At 39.3% G+C, this 17,187-nt stretch carries 20 protein-coding genes; 7 read left to right on the top strand and 13 right to left on the bottom strand.

Annotated elements, in window-relative coordinates:
- Positions 1 to 7: 7 nt before the first annotated feature.
- From ES948_RS11055 to ES948_RS11045, 3 genes are read right to left on the bottom strand one after another with little or no spacing between them, the layout of a single operon-like run.
- Complete coding sequence (locus ES948_RS11055; protein ID WP_152184059.1) at positions 8 to 406, bottom strand: DEAD/DEAH box helicase; 399 nt, start codon at positions 404 to 406, stop codon at positions 8 to 10.
- Positions 363 to 923 (bottom strand): DEAD/DEAH box helicase, encoded by a 561-nt coding sequence (locus tag ES948_RS11050; RefSeq protein ID WP_152184058.1) that lies wholly within the window; start codon positions 921 to 923, stop codon positions 363 to 365. The genes ES948_RS11055 and ES948_RS11050 overlap by 44 nt, the downstream gene beginning before the upstream one ends.
- Positions 871 to 1,344 carry a hypothetical protein gene (locus ES948_RS11045; RefSeq protein ID WP_152184057.1) on the bottom strand — a complete coding sequence of 158 codons (474 nt, stop codon included), beginning with the start codon at positions 1,342 to 1,344 and terminating at the stop codon, positions 871 to 873. Before ES948_RS11045 ends, ES948_RS11050 begins: the two co-directional genes overlap by 53 nt.
- A gap of 76 nt (positions 1,345 to 1,420) precedes the next feature.
- Here ES948_RS11045 and ES948_RS06055 point away from each other — a divergent pair, with 76 nt between their 5' ends.
- Together ES948_RS06055 and ES948_RS06050 are read left to right on the top strand one after the other, a co-directional pair.
- Positions 1,421 to 2,068, top strand: coding sequence for a response regulator transcription factor (locus ES948_RS06055; protein WP_152184056.1), 648 nt, complete (start codon positions 1,421 to 1,423; stop codon positions 2,066 to 2,068).
- A complete protein-coding gene (locus ES948_RS06050; RefSeq protein ID WP_152184055.1) occupies positions 2,061 to 3,173 on the top strand; it encodes a sensor histidine kinase in 1,113 nt (370 codons plus the stop codon). Before ES948_RS06055 ends, ES948_RS06050 begins: the two co-directional genes overlap by 8 nt.
- Here the strand turns inward: ES948_RS06050 and ES948_RS06045 are convergent.
- On the bottom strand, positions 3,157 to 4,092 hold the full coding sequence (locus ES948_RS06045) for an A/G-specific adenine glycosylase (RefSeq protein WP_152184054.1): 936 nt from the start codon (positions 4,090 to 4,092) through the stop codon (positions 3,157 to 3,159). The two genes, ES948_RS06050 and ES948_RS06045, sit on opposite strands and share 17 nt — an antisense overlap.
- Positions 4,092 to 5,864: an ABC transporter ATP-binding protein gene (locus ES948_RS06040; protein ID WP_152184053.1), complete on the bottom strand. Its 1,773-nt coding sequence runs from the start codon at positions 5,862 to 5,864 to the stop codon at positions 4,092 to 4,094. The genes ES948_RS06045 and ES948_RS06040 overlap by 1 nt, the downstream gene beginning before the upstream one ends.
- A gap of 95 nt (positions 5,865 to 5,959) precedes the next feature.
- Between ES948_RS06040 and ES948_RS06035 the strand changes: the two genes are divergently transcribed.
- Complete coding sequence (locus ES948_RS06035; protein WP_152184052.1) at positions 5,960 to 6,238, top strand: hypothetical protein; 279 nt, start codon at positions 5,960 to 5,962, stop codon at positions 6,236 to 6,238.
- On the opposite strand, the gene gltX is transcribed toward ES948_RS06035, so the two are convergent.
- Complete coding sequence (gltX, locus tag ES948_RS06030) at positions 6,235 to 7,632, bottom strand: glutamate--tRNA ligase (RefSeq protein WP_152184051.1); 1,398 nt, start codon at positions 7,630 to 7,632, stop codon at positions 6,235 to 6,237. The two genes, ES948_RS06035 and gltX, sit on opposite strands and share 4 nt — an antisense overlap.
- 89 nt (positions 7,633 to 7,721) lie before the next feature.
- Between gltX and ES948_RS06025 the strand changes: the two genes are divergently transcribed.
- Together ES948_RS06025 and ES948_RS06020 are read left to right on the top strand one after the other, a co-directional pair.
- Positions 7,722 to 8,561: a peptidylprolyl isomerase gene (locus ES948_RS06025; protein WP_152184050.1), complete on the top strand. Its 840-nt coding sequence runs from the start codon at positions 7,722 to 7,724 to the stop codon at positions 8,559 to 8,561.
- Complete coding sequence (locus ES948_RS06020; protein WP_152184049.1) at positions 8,561 to 8,998, top strand: deoxycytidylate deaminase; 438 nt, start codon at positions 8,561 to 8,563, stop codon at positions 8,996 to 8,998. Before ES948_RS06025 ends, ES948_RS06020 begins: the two co-directional genes overlap by 1 nt.
- On the opposite strand, the gene arsC is transcribed toward ES948_RS06020, so the two are convergent.
- Positions 8,995 to 9,351, bottom strand: coding sequence for an arsenate reductase (glutaredoxin) (gene arsC / locus ES948_RS06015; RefSeq protein ID WP_152184048.1), 357 nt, complete (start codon positions 9,349 to 9,351; stop codon positions 8,995 to 8,997). The two genes, ES948_RS06020 and arsC, sit on opposite strands and share 4 nt — an antisense overlap.
- 66 nt (positions 9,352 to 9,417) lie before the next feature.
- On the opposite strand from arsC, the gene ES948_RS06010 reads away from it, so the two are divergent.
- Together ES948_RS06010 and ES948_RS06005 are read left to right on the top strand one after the other, a co-directional pair.
- Complete coding sequence (locus tag ES948_RS06010) at positions 9,418 to 9,927, top strand: GAF domain-containing protein (RefSeq protein ID WP_152184047.1); 510 nt, start codon at positions 9,418 to 9,420, stop codon at positions 9,925 to 9,927.
- Positions 9,914 to 10,402 (top strand): GAF domain-containing protein, encoded by a 489-nt coding sequence (locus ES948_RS06005; RefSeq protein ID WP_152184046.1) that lies wholly within the window; start codon positions 9,914 to 9,916, stop codon positions 10,400 to 10,402. Before ES948_RS06010 ends, ES948_RS06005 begins: the two co-directional genes overlap by 14 nt.
- Position 10,403: 1 nt before the next feature.
- On the opposite strand, the gene ES948_RS06000 is transcribed toward ES948_RS06005, so the two are convergent.
- From ES948_RS06000 to ES948_RS05975, 6 genes are read right to left on the bottom strand one after another with little or no spacing between them, the layout of a single operon-like run.
- Positions 10,404 to 11,387 carry a lytic murein transglycosylase gene (locus ES948_RS06000; protein ID WP_152184045.1) on the bottom strand — a complete coding sequence of 328 codons (984 nt, stop codon included), beginning with the start codon at positions 11,385 to 11,387 and terminating at the stop codon, positions 10,404 to 10,406.
- The gene (gene murU, locus ES948_RS05995) at positions 11,374 to 12,033 is read right to left on the bottom strand and encodes an N-acetylmuramate alpha-1-phosphate uridylyltransferase MurU (protein ID WP_152184044.1); all 660 of its coding nucleotides are present in this window, start codon (positions 12,031 to 12,033) and stop codon (positions 11,374 to 11,376) included. Before murU ends, ES948_RS06000 begins: the two co-directional genes overlap by 14 nt.
- Complete coding sequence (locus ES948_RS05990) at positions 12,030 to 12,971, bottom strand: aminoglycoside phosphotransferase family protein (RefSeq protein WP_152184043.1); 942 nt, start codon at positions 12,969 to 12,971, stop codon at positions 12,030 to 12,032. Before ES948_RS05990 ends, murU begins: the two co-directional genes overlap by 4 nt.
- Positions 12,964 to 14,046, bottom strand: coding sequence for an anhydro-N-acetylmuramic acid kinase (locus ES948_RS05985; protein WP_152184042.1), 1,083 nt, complete (start codon positions 14,044 to 14,046; stop codon positions 12,964 to 12,966). Before ES948_RS05985 ends, ES948_RS05990 begins: the two co-directional genes overlap by 8 nt.
- On the bottom strand, positions 14,039 to 15,511 hold the full coding sequence (locus ES948_RS05980; RefSeq protein ID WP_152184041.1) for a sodium:solute symporter: 1,473 nt from the start codon (positions 15,509 to 15,511) through the stop codon (positions 14,039 to 14,041). Before ES948_RS05980 ends, ES948_RS05985 begins: the two co-directional genes overlap by 8 nt.
- Positions 15,504 to 17,186: a glycoside hydrolase family 3 N-terminal domain-containing protein gene (locus ES948_RS05975; RefSeq protein ID WP_152184040.1), complete on the bottom strand. Its 1,683-nt coding sequence runs from the start codon at positions 17,184 to 17,186 to the stop codon at positions 15,504 to 15,506. The genes ES948_RS05980 and ES948_RS05975 overlap by 8 nt, the downstream gene beginning before the upstream one ends.
- Position 17,187: the final 1 nt, after the last annotated feature.

Genomic DNA, 17,187 nt, shown 5'->3' with positions numbered 1-17,187 from the left:
ATGTCATCTAGGTAAGCGTACCAAAGAGATAGTGTATGGAATGCCCCTTGAAAACTGGAATATGTGACTCAAAAGGCTTGGCTGTTAAAAGTTCGTTGATAAACTGGCCTATATAGAAGTAGTCATGTCGAAAGTCATTTCCCCATGTTGAGAGACAGTGTGCCTCATCGATGACAAAACGTTCTATGACTCTGTTTTTTAAAAGATTAAAAACAGTATTTGAACGCAGGCTCTCAGGTGCTAGGTATAAGATGTCAGCATCGCCGTTAGCTACTTTTTCTATTGCTGCAACTCTCTCACTCGGGGAGAGGTAGCCACTCAGATCTACAGCTTCATAGTTAGCGACCTGTTCATGAAAGCTCTCAATATAATCTTTTATCAGAGCTTGGAGAGGGGGAGATAACAACGGTTAGTGTTTTGAGTGTTTTTGCTTTAATGATGGCAGGTAGCCAAAAGGTAAAAGTTTTTCCTCCTCCTGTTGGTAAAATTGCTAAAAAAGAGTCATCTCTGAGACCCGCCTCGACAATCTCATGCTGCGAGAGTGTTGCTCCATCTTCTAGTGTTGGGTTTTGTCTTGGAAACTCTCGAAAACTTGCAAAGCCAAAAATCTCCTCGGAGAGTTGTTCCAAGTTTTCTATATTTGTTTCATAATGAAATGAGAGCTTTTTTTGTAGCTCTGGCAGGGTAGGGTAGTCATAGAGTACTTTTGGAGGTTGTGCATTGACTTCAAGTTCAGGCATCTTGAGTGCGAGTATAAAAGCGAGTTCTACTCTACTATTTTTTAAAGCATCTTCCAAGTATGTAGGATTTTGAATAATAGGAGCAAAGACAGAGAGGATTAATCCTTTAAGTATTGGATAACTAAGTGCTTCAAACTCTTGAGTATCTTTGATAGCATGAAAAAAAACCGCGAAAAAGCTCATGCTCTTTTAAGAGTGTGTAGAGAATATTTCGCTGCAGTTGTGGCAGTGTTTGAAATTTTGCTACAGCATCAAAAAAGAGTTTTTTGCATAAAAGAGCATCTTTGAGTGGATCATTAAGAAAATTGTCCTCATCTTTATAATTTTTTGGCAGGCTATGAAAGGTCTTTTCATTAAAGAGTAGAAGTGATACAGGTAGAGTATCAACAAAGATTTTATCTTGCAGTAATGAGTTGAGTGAACTTTGGAGTAAAAACTCTTTATCAAAATTGATGATATTATGGCCGATAATATATGTAGCTGAATGTTTCTCTAAAAAAGTAGAAGCCTCTTTGAGTGATGAGGTATGGATGTGCTCTTGATCAGAGGCAATACCAATATCACGAATTTTTTTATCATAACCCACTTCTAAATCAATAAACAACAATTATTTTGTAATCATGTGATATTCTAACATAATTTAGGAAAAAGAACTTATCGGCTTATGCTACAATACCTCCATGAAAATTTTACTCCTTGAAGATGATACGGCTTTAGCGAATATATTGGTAGATTACTTAGAAGATGAGTATGAAGTGGTACAGACTTACAGTGTGAAAAAAGCGCTTACACTTACTGAAGAGCAGAAGTTCGATCTTTATATCTTTGACATTAATGTAGCTGATGGAGATGGTATCTCTCTTTTGCGTGAACTGCGTGAGTTTCATGATGAGACGCCTGCTATCTTTATCACAGCTTTTCATGATACAAAGTATCTTAAGTCTGCTTTTGGCGCAGGGGCAAATGACTTTATCAAAAAACCTTTTGATTTGGATGAGTTGGGTGTACGTATTGAAAATCTCAAACGGCATTTTGGATTGGCGAGTTTGGTAGAACTTGGGGAGGGGCTTGTTTTAGATACAAAAACACACAGCCTCACGCAGGAAGATAAAACAGTGCATCTCACACAAAAAGAGAGTGAATGTCTGCACTACTTTTACAAAAATCGTCATCGTATTATCAGCTCTGATGAACTGTTGCAGAATTTTTGGGAGTTTGATGAGATGCCGAGTGATGATGCCATTCGTACCATTGTCAAAAACCTTCGTAAACACATAGGTAAAGAGCATATTGTCAACATTCGTGGGGAGGGGTATAAGTTTGAATGAGTTAGAGAGACGCTCATATTACTCTTTTGTAGCCCTTTATCTTGGCTCATCACTGCTGTTTATTTTGCTGCTTGGGTATTGGTACTACAGTGCGCAGAAGAATGCGCTAGAGAGTGAGATCTACTATAAACTCGAACATATTGCAGACAGGCTCTCTACAAGCATTATCAACGCACAGATGAAAGGATCAACACTCGAGTTGCCAAATGAAAAAGGGTTTGAGTATAGTTTGATACCAATAGAAAAAGCACAAGAGTACAAGCCGGGTTACTATGAAAAAGAGGGTATGAAGGTCTTAGTCTCCGCATCGCCGCAGGAGCATCTTGATGTGAAGTATGTGGTCGTCAAAACAGATACATATTTCAAGAAGCTAGAAGATCTGCAGACTTTGGTACTGAGTGTAATGGTTCTTAGTTTTGGTCTTGTCGTTATTATCGCTTTTGTACTCTCCAAACTTTTTTTAAAACCGCTTCACAACAGAATGGTACAGATAGAGAGTTTCATTCAGGATGTCTCACATGAACTAAATACTCCCATCACAGCACTAAAGATGTCTGCAAGCAGGGCAATAAAAAAAGAGGTTTATGACAAAAAGATATTGACCAATATCTCAATAAGCACCAAGCAGTTAGAGAGTATCTATAAATCACTGACCTTTTTAAACTTCAAACAAAAACAAGAAGAGGCAGAGATGTTAAACTTTAAAAGAGTTGTGCAAAATGTACTTGCTTACTATAAAGAGCTCACCGATGCAAAAGGCATAAAGATTGAAGCTGAGCTTGAAGATATAGAGCTTGAGATGATTGAGAGCCGTGCAGAGTTGTTAGTATCGAACCTGCTTTCAAATGCCATCAAATACTCTATGCCAGAGACCACAATTTCGCTAAAGCTCACGCAGGAGTATTTTTTCATTCAAGACGAGGGTGTAGGTATTGAAGATAAAAAACTGCAGGAGATCTTTGAGATGTACAAACGAGACTCACAGATTGCCGGTGGCTTTGGTGTGGGTCTTAGCATTGTCAAGCAGATCTGTAACAGTTTTGGGATGAAGATCGAAGTTAAATCAGTACTTGGTAAAGGAAGTAGTTTTAAGGTAGTTTTTTAAGATTTAAAGCAGTAAGTGCTTTTGTAACAAGAGAAGAGATAGGTGCACTCTCTAGCTCTTCTAAAGATAGCCAAATAGCATCTTTTGGTGCTTCGTCAAGTCTGTAGAGGTGTACACTCAGACGATACTTTGTATAGGCATGTTTAAAACTGACAAGAAAATCATCTTCAAGTGGGTCAACACAGGGGAGTGAAAGCATTCCTTTATACATACTTCCCTCTGTTTTTACCAATGTGATTTTATCATCCTTTACGCAGACACCATAAAAGAGCTCCATCGTCTCATATTTTGTCTTTTTTGTCTGTGTATAGAGTTCTGGTTCTTCTTTTCCCTGGCACTCTGATGTAAGCGGACACTCTTGGCATTTTGGATTTTTTGGCAGGCAAACCAGGGAGCCTAAATCCATTAGTGCTAAGTTGTGTGCACGTGGCTCTTTGTCGTTAAGCACTTTTACAGCTTGACGTGTAAGCTCTTTTTCACTTGGATTTATCAGTGCGAAGAGGCGTTTAATGACCCTTTTGATGTTTGTATCAAGGACCGGAAGATTTTGATGGTATCCAAAAGCACAGATGGCACTGGCCGTATAGCTTCCGATTCCCGGAAGTTTCAGAAGCTCTTCATAGCTCTTAGGCAGTTCATTTTCGCAGAGTTTGGCTGTTTTGTGAAGATTGCGTGCACGTGAGTAGTAGCCAAGACCGCTCCAAGCAGCAAGCACTTCACTCTCTTGTGCATCAGCAAGTGTCTTGAGTGTCGGAAATTTTGCCAGAAATTGTGGATAGTACTCATCTCTTACACGATTGACCTGCGTTTGTTGCAGCATTATCTCACTGAGATAGATATGGTAGATATTTGTCGTGTTTCTCCAAGGAAGTTCGTGACGACCATTTTTTTCATACCACTGTAGAAGTCTTTTTTGCATCAGAGTAACTGCTCCTTGATAAACTCCTGGTAGTGCCCCTCTTGGTTCTCAAGCTCTTCATGTCTGCCACGCTGAACAATACTACCTTCATGTAAAACATAAATCATATCTGCATTTTTGACAGTACTGAGACGATGTGCGATGGTAATAACAGTTTTGTCTTTTAAAATCGGTTCTAGAGAAGTGAAGAGCTTGGCTTCGGTATGGACATCAAGTGCTGAGGTGGACTCATCAAAGATAACAACACTTGGGTTGGCTATGATCATGCGGGCGATGCTAAGCCTTTGACGCTGTCCTCCTGAGAGGCGGATTCCGTGATGCCCGACAACAGTATCTAGACCATCGGGTATATTCTCAAGCATCTCTGAGAGCTGGGCAATCTCAAGAGCCTTGCGAAGCGCAGCATCATCAATGCTTTCATCTCCCATAGTAATGTTAAAACGCAGCGTTGCATTAAAAAGTATGGGCATCTGCAGGACAAGAAATATCTTCTCACGCACAGAGTGACGATCCAACTCTTCTACGGCTATATTGTTATACAAAAGTGAGCCTGATTTTTTTTCATAAAACCCAGATATCAGTTGTGCAAGTGTTGTTTTTCCACTCCCACTTGCCCCGATAAGTGCGATCTTCGCACGGTAGGGAATGGAAAATGTAATATTTTTGAGTATCTCTTTATCACTGCTTTCATAAGCAAACGATACCGCTTCGAGTCTGATATCAAGCTCTTGTCTCTGCAGTTTTTTCTCTCCGCGTCTCTCAGTACTTAGTTCTAAGAGTTTGTTGATGCGTCCAAGTGCCGCTTTTGCTGAAGCATAACTGTACTGCATAGAGAGAATATCTTGAACCGGTGTCATGATAAACCAGATATAGCCAAACATCGCAAACATCATACCGATACTTAAATCGCTGTAGGCAACAAGAAGCAAACCGGTTGCGCGAATCAGTTCAAAAAGAGAGAGAAAGAGAGTGTAAGAGAGCCTCTCATAGGCAACGCTTTTAAAGCTAAAGGCATTGGCAGCTATTTGGATCTTTTTTGCCTGCTGCAAGGCTTTTGAGAAGAAGTACTCCTCTTTGTTACTGGCTTTTATCTGTCCAAAAAGCTCCAGAGTTTCGCCGACATTCTCTTGAAATGCTGAGATAGCACTGTTTTCTTGGGATTTTAACTCCCCGACACGTGCAGACATCTTTTTACTCATAAACATTATCAGGGGTTGTACAACAAGGATGAGTATGCCTAAAATCGGATCAATGGCTATCATCACGATGCCAACTACCACAAGTGTTAAAACAGAAGCGACAAATTTGCTTGCAGAGTTCATGATGAAAGTATCAAGGGTATCGACATCGGTGATGAGATTGGCAGTAATTGCTCCGCTTCCCAGTGTTTCATACTCATTCATCGCAGTATATTGCAGATGAGTAAGAAGACGTTTACGAATCATAAAAGTTACATATTTGGAAATACTGGTAAAGATTTTTGTTGTCACTACTCCTAAAAGATAGTACATAAAGCGTAAAAAAACAACCACAAAGGTAACAAGGGCAATGTAGTAAAATGCACTGCCACTGCCAAAGAGTTTATCGATTGCAGGGATGATATACTCAGGTTTGTGTAGGAGTACTTCATCGACCATTATTGGTAGCATCAAAGGAACAGGGATGCTGATAACAATAGCAATAAGTGTTATAACCTGTCCATAAACAAAGGCTCTTTTTTTATGTAGAGCGAGTTTAAAAAGGGACTTTATATCGATAGTTCTCTTTTTCATAAGAGAATTATATCTCATTTAAATAATGAGACTATTTTGTAAAAGAAGAAATTTTTAGATATAATTTAAAATTAGAAAAATAATAAGGACAGATTATGAATAAAATATTTTTACTTATGACAATTCTTGTAGTAACAACACTTTCATTGGAAGCAAAAAATGTTGATCCTAAAAAAGAGGAAGCTTTAAAAGAAAAACATGTTAAAGAGCAGATGGAGAGAGAAAAAAAGTTTGCTGAGGAACAAAAGTTCTATCAGGCTGATGAGTATGATTTTTCAGAACAAGAGGTAGACCCTAAGGACTTAGAGACGATTGAAGTTATTGAACCTGAGAATGATTTTGATATTACAGATGTTTACAGGGATGATATCTAGTCATCCACTGTATGTGTAAGAACTGCTTTTGCAATGCGTGAGAGTGTCTCATCACGGCCTAGAACTGCCATAACGACATCAAGCCCCGGTCCACCCATTTTACCAAGCAGTGCGACACGAAGTGGTTGACCGATTTTTCCAAAACCTATCTCCATCTCTTCGATTACCTTCTCCATTACATGGTGATAATCACTTGGAAGGTGTAGCTCATCTGCCTCTTCAAGGCGATTTGCAAAAACCTCTAGAATTTCAATAGCATTCCCTTTAAAGGCTTTTTTTACTGCTTTTTCATCATAGCTTGTCGGTGTCTGGATAATCTCTTCAACCATGAGTGCCAACTCTTTAAGCGTTTTTGCACGCTCTTTAAGAGCATCAAGAAGTATCTCTTTTTTATCATGTGAACTGAGGACTACTCCAAATTCTGTAAGAAGTTCTGTAAGCTTTTCATTTGAAGTGTTTTTGATATAGTGAGCATTGAGCCAGTCCAGTTTTTCTGTGTTGTAGATGGAAGCTGATTTGTTGATATCTTTTGGATCAAAAAGCTCTTTCATCTCTTCCATAGAGAAGATCTCCTGATCGCCATGGCTCCAACCAAGACGCACTAAAAAGTTCAGAAGTGCTTCTGGGAGATAGCCCATCTCTTTGTACGCCATAACATCTGTTGCACCGTCACGTTTTGAGAGTTTTTTACCCTGTTGGTTGTGAATCATCGGTACATGGTAAAACTTTGGAATATCAAAGCCCAGTGCCTCATAAACGACTATCTGTTTTGGAGTGTTTGAGAGGTGGTCATCTCCACGGATAACCTCATTGATACCCATCAGAGCATCATCAACAGCAACAACAAAGTTGTAAGTTGGGCTTCCATCAGCACGGGCAATGACAAAATCATCTAAGATATCTTCCGCTTGAAAGACTATATCTCCTTTTACACCATCATGTACCACTATCTCTCCGCTAAGCGGTGCTTTGATGCGGATAACGGGCTCAATTCCTTCTGGAGGCGTACCGTCAAAGTCACGGTATCTTCCGTCATACTTTGCACGCTCTTTGTTTGCCATCTGCTCCTCACGCAGGGCGTCAAGCTCTTCTTTTGACATATAGCACTTATAGGCTTTGCCTTCATCAAGAAGTTGTTGTATGTATTTTGCATAGATAGCATCGCGTTTGCTTTGGTATGTTATCTCACCGTCAGCTTCAAGACCAAGCCACTCAAATGCTTTTAAAATAGCCTCTGTAGCCTCTTCGGAGTTTCTTTTTTTATCTGTATCTTCGATACGCAGAACAAATTTCCCATTGTTTTTTCTAGCCCAAAGGTAAGAAAAAAGTGCTGTACGAAGTCCTCCGATATGAAGATATCCTGTAGGAGATGGAGCAAAACGAGTAACAACCATGATACGCCTTTATAATATAATTAGTGGAATTTTAGGCTATTGTTGGTTAAAGGTTGGTAAAATACAAAAAATAAACTAAGTGGATTAAGATGATAAAACTAATATTGGCACTTTTTGTAGTAGCCTCACTGCAGGCAAAAGTATATGATGGCGTGGCTGTAGTTGTAGAAGATAAAGCAATAACACTCTTAGATATTAAAAAAGAGATGCAAACAGAGCATATCGATGTAAAAAAAGCAACAGATATTTTGATTCGTAAAAAGCTTGAGAGTATTGAGATAAAAAAGAGAAATATCTCTGTAAGCTCTTCAGAAGTGTATGATGACATCAAAAAAATGGCACAAAGAAACAATATGAGTGTGAGTGATTTTTATGATGCTGTGCGTGAGGCTAACGGGCTGACATCAGAGCAACTCAAAGTCAAGATAAAACAGAAACTGCTTTCACAAAAACTCTATAGTGCTATTGCAATGTCTTCTATGAGTGAGCCAAGTGAAGAGGAGATAAAAGATTATTTTGAACTGCATAAGAATGACTTTAAGCATCCTGCCTCTTTTGCAGTTGTTATCTATGATGCAAAACAAAAAGATCTTCTTCAGGAAAAAGTAGACAATCCGATGTTTTACTCACCGCAAATTGCAAGTAACGAGCAGGTACTGCCATACAACAGAATCTCTCCTGAGCTTGCATCTCTGCTTTCAAAAACAGCAGTTGGACATTTCACGCCAGTTATTCCAAACGGAAAGGGCGGATTTATGAGCTTTTATATAAAATCTGTCGAGTCAGCAAAAGATATCACACTAGAGAGCATGAAGTCACAGGTTATCAATGCCATTATGGCAGAAAAACGTGAAGCGATTTTAAGTGACTACTTTGCAAGACTGCGTGACAATGCAGATATCAACATCATAAGAATGCCGGAAGCATAATGTTAAGTGATACAAACTTCATTAACATTGCCGCAGAGATTGCCTCAGCTTCGAAGTGTGTCTCCAAACAGGTCGGTGCCGTCATTGTAAAAGACGGACGCATCCTCTCCACTGGTTACAATGGTACTCCGGCAGGATATACGAACTGCTGTGAGCACTGGAATGATGAGTACACTCATGAGCATCATGACTGGAGTAAGACCTATGAGATTCATGCAGAGATGAATGCCATCATCTGGGCGGCACGTAAGGGAATCAGTATTGAAGGTGCGACAATCTATGTAACGCTTGAGCCTTGCAGTGAGTGTAGTAAGAATCTTATTGCTTCGGGTATCAAGCGCATAGTATTTTTAAAAGAGTACGAACATACCCACTCTGAGGTTGTCTCTACGTTTTTAAAAGACAATGGCGTGAGTATTGAGAAGTTAGAAGTTTAAGCTTCTAAAAACTCTTTTGCTTTCTCCGGTGGACGAGCAATGATTGCTTTGTCGCCTTTTATGATAACAGGACGCTCAATGAGTTTTGGATTTTCTACCATCGCTTCTATGAGCTTCTCTTCATCTACTTCATCTTTGAGACCTAGCTCTTTATAAACAGCCTCTTTTGTACGCATCAACTCTCTTGCAGAGCTAAACCCCAACATCTTTAAAAGTTCTTTTAACTGCTCTTTTGTTGGTGTTTCCTCAAGGTACTTAACAACATCTTTTTCAACACCTGTTTCATCTAAGAGTGCAAGTGCTTGACGTGATTTTGAGCAGCGTGGATTATGCCAGATTTGTATTTGTGACATTAGTTTTCCTTTTTTTTGTTGTAATTTTACACTATAATAATCATAATTGATTAATAAGGCTACCCTATGAAAGAGAATCGTTATAGCAAGTTGAGTGAATTTGCCAAAGAGTTGTTGACAAAACGTTCCCTAGAAGAGGGAATGCCTTTGATTGCCAAATATGTCAAAGATGTTATTGAGGCTGAGCGCTGTTCCATTTTTATTTATGACAATATCAAGCATGAGCTGTGGACAACCATCGCAGACGGTGTTGACAGAATAACATTGCCGGTAAATAAGGGCTTGGTTGGCTATACTATAAAAATTAAAAAACCTGTCATCGCTAATGATGCTTATGAACATGAAGAGTTCTTAGCCGAGGTGGATGAACGTACAGGATATAAAACGAAAAATATTGTTACTGCACCTATTTTTGATTCAGAACGAAAGATCATAGGTGTGTTGGAACTTTTAAATAAAAAAGATGATTTTGATACGGAAGATGTCAAGTTTATGATATTCTTTGCACACTATATCAGTGGTTTTTTAGAACTTTTAAATATATATATGAGAAAGGAAGTTGATGAAAAAATTTAATCAGATTGCCGAATTTGGAAAAAAACTGATGGCAATGGATGATATACAGAAAGTTTTAGAACTCATAGCTGATGAAGCAAAAAGTTTAGTAGATGCAGACCGATGCTCTATATTTATAGTAGATAATGAAGATAAGATTTTATGGACAAAACTGAGTGATGGGATAGGCAGAATAGTAATTGGACTTGACTCGGGGATCGTTGGTGTTACATACAAAACAAAAGAACCGCAAATTGTAAACAATCCTTACGAGGATGAGAGATTCTTACCAAATATTGATAAAAAGAGCGGTTATACGACTAAAAATATGATTACGGTACCGATCTTTGACTCCAAACGCAATGTAATGGGAGTGATGCAGCTTCTGAACAAAAAGCGTTTTGATTTTGAGAGAGCAGATTTGGAACTGCTGACATTTTTTGCAAACTATGTAAGCGGAAGTCTGGAGCTTGTCATTTTAAATGAGGACAGCTAATTTATTGAGTTTTCTCTAAAGCCTTGTGTGCATCATAAGCTAAGCGGATAACTCCAATAGCATAGTTAGAAGAGTTGTTGTAGCGCATTATCTTCGCAACATATATTTTTAAATAGTCAAGTTCAGGTCGATTCTTTGTGAAACATTTATATTTTTTACCTGTTTTTTTGTTCTTCTCATAGATAAAAGAGCAGTTTTTGTTTTTAAACTCAAATGCATACCATTCACTCTCTGTCTTTTTTATATCGGGCATCTTATCCCACGCTATCAGTTCTGTAAATTTTGCTTTTTTATGTAGAAATTTTGCAGCGGAAAGAATAGCGTCTTCCATCTTTGTAAGGTCTGCAACTTTACCATAGTAGCTGTCTGTATAGACAAAGGAGTTTGGCATAAACTGCGGTATTCCGACAGCTCCTGCATAAGAGCTTGGAAGATTACACTGCTCAGGCTCAACCCCCTCTTTGTAACAGTGCTCAATAATGGATGCCATATTCGTTTTACTCATATTCAGCAGCCATTTTTGGCGTGAAGTTTTTGGTTTTGTGCGGGTGAGAATTGTATTAAAGACGATGAAAGCATCATGTTTTGGTTTTATTTTACCAAGCTTGGTCTCTTTGAGCAGAATTGCTGCAATGATCTCACGATTGACACCATACTTTATCTCTGCCAAGTCATAAGCATGCTGATACTCGTTGAGGTTGGTAACCATCTTTGGAACATATTTGACAAGGACATTGTTGGCTTTTTTTTCTCGCTCTCGATGGTACTTTATCTTTGATGGCTGAATGTACTTCCATGTAATCTCATCGTACTTTTGTGTTTTAAAGTAAGAGAGTAAAAATCTGTTGGCATACTCATAAGAAACCCCATGTTTGACAACTTTTTTACAGATATCTGTGTAGTGCGGATTTTTAAAAGTACAGTTGCCATATTTTGCCCAGAGTGTGGATGTTAACAGTAAAAAAAGTATGCTAAAAATTTTCATTTATCTCTTTTAATCTCTCAGGTGTTCCGATATCATACCACAGACCTTCATAAAGCTCTCCGGAGAGTTCTTTTTGCTCTGCTATCTCACGCAAAAGAGGTGCCAGAGGGGCTTTTGAGGCTCTGATGTCTTGAAATATTTTTGGATTATAGTATCCTATACCTGAAAAAGTATACAGTTCATCACTTTTATTCAAAATCAAAGAGTCCTCTAAGCCAAAATCTCCCTCTTTGTTATGCGAGGGATTGGGAACTAAGATGAGGTGGGCAAGTTTTTCTTTTAAATCAAAGTTCGGATTGAATGAATAATCACAATATATGTCACCATTGACAACTAAAAAAGGCTCATTGCCTAAAATATCCAAAGCTTTTAGAATTCCACCAAGAGACTCCAAAGCTCCACTCTCCTGCTCATCAGAGTAGTAGATCTGAACTCCCCAGCGTGAGCCATCGCCTAAGGTTTTTGGGATAAGATGCCCCAAATGAGCAATATTGATAACAATCTCTTTAAAACCGTTTTTTGCCAGATTTTTAATATGCCACTCAATAAGTGGAGTACCACCGACAGGCAGAAGCGGTTTTGGAATCATATCTGTCAGTGGACGCATTCGCTCACCGCGACCGGCTGCTAGTATCATTGCTTTCATCGTGTCAGCCTTTTGAGCAGTTTTGAGAGCTCTTTTGTCTCATCATATCTTTGTGCGGCATCGAGTGTGTAGTGTAGGGTGAGTGGAATATCTTTAAGGTATCCATCCTTACCGTCACGCAGGTGGAGACGGGAGAAGATGCCAAGAACTTTGATATGACGCTGCATTCCCATAAAATCAAACCACTTTATAAACTCAGCATCACTTGTCTGTGGAGATGTTCTATCTCGAAAGTAAAGAACAAGTTGTAGTATTGACTCTCTGTCAAAGCTGATATAGCAATCTTTTAGCAGTGAGACAAGGTCATAGGTAAGTGCACCATTCATAGCATCTTGATAGTCGATGATACCAAGACTTCCATCCTCACGCAGCATAATATTACGTGAGTGATAGTCTCGATGAACAAAGATATTCTGTGGTTGTCTGAGTACTACATCGCTGATGCTATCAAGTGCCTTATTTAGAGTATGTACTTCTTTTTGCGTGAGAGAGTGCCCCAGTTTTTTCTCCAAGTACCACTCCTGCATCAGATCCATCTCAAAATGTAAAAAGGTTTTATCATAAAGAGGCAGACTATTTGCATCGGCTCTTTGCATCTTGAATATCTCATCTATTGCTTTTTTATAGAGCTCTTTAAAGTTTTGTTGTGTGAGACTTTGAAGTAGGTGCATATTGCCAAAATCTTCAATAATTAGATACCCTGATTCAAGGTTTTGCTCATATACTTTTGGTACATTAACCCCAGCTTGTGAGAGCCTTTTCGTAACATCTAAAAAAGGTGCAAGAGACTCTTTCTCAAGAGAAGAGTCCATCAAAAGATAGCTCTTATCTGCTTGCGTGAGACGGTAGTATTTTCTAAAACTTGCATCTGCTGAGGCTATAGTCAGAGAATAATTTGCATATTGTGTTGTTTGCAACCATGTTTTTATCTTATCCATAGATGGCTCCTAAAAGGGAATCTTTTTTTGCCCCTGTAATTGATGAAAGAGGGACTTTTTCATTATGTAAGCGTTTATAGGCAAGCCATGCAAAGAGCATTGCTTCTAAAAAGTCACTGTTCATGCCATAGTCATCACTTTTTCTAACTTCACAGCGACACAGCTTTTTAAGCCGCTCAACTAAGAAGCTGTTCTTTGCACCGCCTCCACAGAGGATAAGCTCATCAGATTGGAGTCTGTTGATTGCATTTGCAATGGATGAGGCTGTAAGTTCAAGCAGTGTTCTTTGAATATCAGCATCAGAAACAGTTACAAAATTTTTGAGATACTTCTCCAGCCACTCAAGATTAAAGTATTCACGTCCTGTGCTTTTTGGAGGCTCTTTTGCAAAGTAACTATCTTTTAACATCTTTTGAAGCAGATCCATATTGAGCCTGCCACTTTTTGCAAATGCACCATCTCTGTCATAGGGCTTTTTTTCTATTTTCTGTATAAAACTGTCCATTAAAACATTACCACAGCCTGTGTCCCAGCCCAAAAATTCTTTACCAAGGTAAGTGATATTTGCCATACCGCCGATGTTGACAACGGCAATATTTTTATCATCACGAGCAAAAATCTCCCTATGAAAAGCAGGAGCAAAAGGAGCGCCCTCTCCACCATTGGCAATATCAGCTCCACGAAAGTCTGCAACTGTTGAAATGTCTGTCTGTGCGACAACAACGTTGGCATTGCCAAGTTGCATTGAAAAAGGGTATGTCGATATTGGTTCATGCCAAAGTGTCTGCCCATGTAGCCCGATGGCACAAATCTCTTTGCGTGAGATAGCGGAATTTTGTAAGAGGGCATTGATAGCTTCAGCAAAAAGCTCTCCAAGTTTGACATCTAGTTCGCCGAGCTGTTTGAGAGATGTATCGTTTGCAATGGTGTGAAGAATCTCTTTTTTTAACGCTTTTGGAAAAGGGTGTTCATAAGCTTCAATGAGCTTGCAGGTATGAGTATCTATTCCACAAAGTGCTACATCCACTCCATCCAAACTTGTGCCGCTCATGACGCCAATGTAATACTCACACATACTTTTTTCCTCCTAACATTATGACAAAAGAAATAGCAGTTCCTATAACCAACTGCCAGGCAAAACCTATATGGATACCAAAGATATAGGGTTGTAGTGCTAAAATCGTAAAAAAGCCGCCAAGTAGAGCGGGTAGTACTGTTTTTGAACTGCCCCTGTTTGTAAAGATAGCAGCAAAATAGACTCCCAAAAGCCCTGCATAGGCAAAGCTCATGACTCCTAATGCAAAACCGATAAGAGAGAGTTCGCTCTCGCGCTGCCAAAAGTAACTCACAACTGCCATCAGTGTTAAAACAGCTGCAAAAAAGAGTACGGCATTGCGTGAGGCTTTTAGGAAGTGTGCTTCATTGGTGTTAGGTACATTTTTAAGTCTCCATGGTTTGTAGATATCTTCAACTGCTACACTTGCCATGGCACCAAGAACCGAGTTGGTGCTTGAGAGTGCTGCAGCAATGGCTCCAACGGTAACAAGTCCGCGCAGACCTTCTGGTATCTCATTTAAGATGTAGTACATAAAGATAGTGATACTTTCACCTTGAAAGCTCTGAGTGAGCGGCATATTCTGATAGTGTAGATAGAGTAGTGCTCCAATGCCTAAAAAAAGTAGGACTATGGGGATAGTGATAATGATGGAAAGAAGAAGTGACTTTGTAGCATCCTCTTTGTTTTTGCAGCTAAGAACACGTTGTGCCATATCCTGATCAAGTCCAAAAGCGGCAATGTTTAAAAGCAACCATCCGCCAAGCAAGGCAGGGATACTGAATTTTCCATCAAAAGAGGTGTCAAAAAAGTTAAGTTTGCCATGCTCACGCAGAGACTCTATAATATTTACATCACCTAAAGAGGTGTAGAGATACCATGCTACCAAAATGCCTGCTCCAACATAGGTGACAGCTTGAATGATATCGCTGTAGATGATGGACTTTATTCCTCCAAAGTAGGCATAAAGCAGTGCTCCTGTGATAAGAATAAGAATAGAGACAAGCATATGCCAAAAGCTGATATCTAAAAAGAGAATCATACTCACTGCTAGGGCTCCGATGTAAAGACGTGCTCCACTGGCAAGGATACGGCCAAGCAAAAACATCATACCCGCTTGTTTCTTTGCCTGTTCGCCGTAACGCTTCTCTAAAAGTTCATAAACCGTGACTGCTCCCATTGCATAAAACTTTTGGATAAGAAACTTTGCTATGAAAAAGACAGCTAAGAGTGTGGAGAAATAAAAGCCGATGAAGGTGAAATCATGGGCGTAAGAGAACTCCGGAACACCTAAAAAGGTGGCTGCTGATTGGCTGGTCGCAACGATGGAGATGGCAACACCAAGCAGCGGCATAGAGTTGGATGCTACAAAGTAGTCCCGTGCGTTTTTTATCTTAAATCTGCTAAAGAAATACGAACTTATTGCCAAGATGGCAAAGTAGCTGAAAAAGACAAGCCAGTCCACTCCTCCAAATGTACTACTCATCGGCACTCTTAAGTTTTAGCTCTTTTACGCCTTGACGCACGGCTTGCATAAATTTGACTCCGGGGTCTGCTTTTTTTGTTCTGTACCCTCTATCTTGTTCAAGCCAAAGTGGAGAGTTTTCCATTTTTCTATATTCGTGATGTCCTATAAGATATGCAATACTTGGGTATTTCGCTTTAAGGTATTTAACAAGAGCAATATTTGCTTGAACTTGAGCAGGTGTCAAGTCCTCTTTTTTATTATCTTCTCCGCCGACATTCTCTATACCTATACTTGAGTAGTTCAGTCCTATCACATGGCGTGCCATCCAGTTGTCTGGCATCAACTGATAGATAGTACCGTCACGGTCGATGAGGTAGTGGGCTGAGACATTTAGAGCTGAGGCAGCTGCTATCTCTTTTCTGTCAGTTAGGAGTTTTTGTGGATAGAGTCGTTTGAAACTATCTTCTAGATCCATTACTGCTGTCCAATGTAATACAATGACTTTTGGTGTGATGCTTATATCTTTTGCATTAATGCCGTAATGTTTTTTGATATAGGCCTTTGTCATTGCCTTTCGTTCATCTTCAAAGATGATGGGTTTTTGAATGATGCTTTGTTTTGTGTGTAGATTTGCGATGCGACCATTTGCCTCTTTGATGCGTGAGAGAGGAATTTTCCCTGCTTTTACCTGCTCTAGGATGGTATCAACTATCTCTTGTGTTGAGTTATGCGAGAGCTGATTGCCAAAAAGCAGGATATCTACACCTGCATTGATGGCAAGGGTGAGAGCCTCTTTGAGTGAGTAGTGCTTGCTGATGGCTTTCATCTGCATATCATCACTGATAATGACACCTCTAAAGCCAAGTTGTTCACGTAGAAGTTTTTGGTTTATCTTGCGTGAAAGGGTTGCTGGGTATTTGGTATCAAGATGTTTATTAAAGACGTGAGCTGTCATTATGGCATTTAGTTTTCCCTCACGCAGGAGTATCTTGTACGGCTCTAGTTCTTTTGTACTCCAGGTATTTGTGATATCGACAAAGCCTTTGTGAGAGTCTGTCAGTGAAGAACCGTGTCCAGGAAAGTGTTTGGCAACCGAGATAATATTATGTTTTGTTTGTGCACCAATGAGTAGGGAGGCTACTTTGGCTACTGTTTTTGGATCAGCTCCATAAGAGCGTTCAAGTTGATAGATAACTTGGTTACGTGGCTCGATTGCCAAGTCCAAAACAGGAGCAAAGTTTATATTTATTCCAACGTTTTGAAGCATTTTTGCCTCTTTGTTATAAAGCATCTTTATGAGTTGCTCATCATGAGAAGCGACTGCTTTTGCAGAAGGAATCTCTACAAATCCATACGCAGGTTTGAGTCGTGCTACACGTCCGCCTTCTTGGTCTATGGCTATAAAAAGAGGCTTCTCTGAGTAGCTTTGAAGTACTTGTGTGAGGTTTTGGAGTTGTTCGGGTGACTTGATGTTTTTTGTTTTTTCTCTTTTGTGAAAGTCTCTGTCAAATAAAATCACACCACCTAAATCATACTTTTGTATATCTTTTATAATTTGGGAGTCTTTATCTACAGTAGCTGTATCAAACCCTATAATAAGCATTTGTCCTATCATCTTCTGTAGAGTTGTATCATCTGACAGCGTTGCGTGAGCAAAGTTTAAAAAAAGTAAAAAAAGAAGTACAAGTTTCATA

The organism is Sulfurimonas indica (genome assembly GCF_009192995.1).
In the GTDB taxonomy this organism is placed as follows: domain Bacteria; phylum Campylobacterota; class Campylobacteria; order Campylobacterales; family Sulfurimonadaceae; genus Sulfurimonas; species Sulfurimonas indica.
The sequence above is the reverse complement of the archived record's forward strand: the minus strand, read 5'-3'. Positions and strand labels throughout refer to the sequence as shown.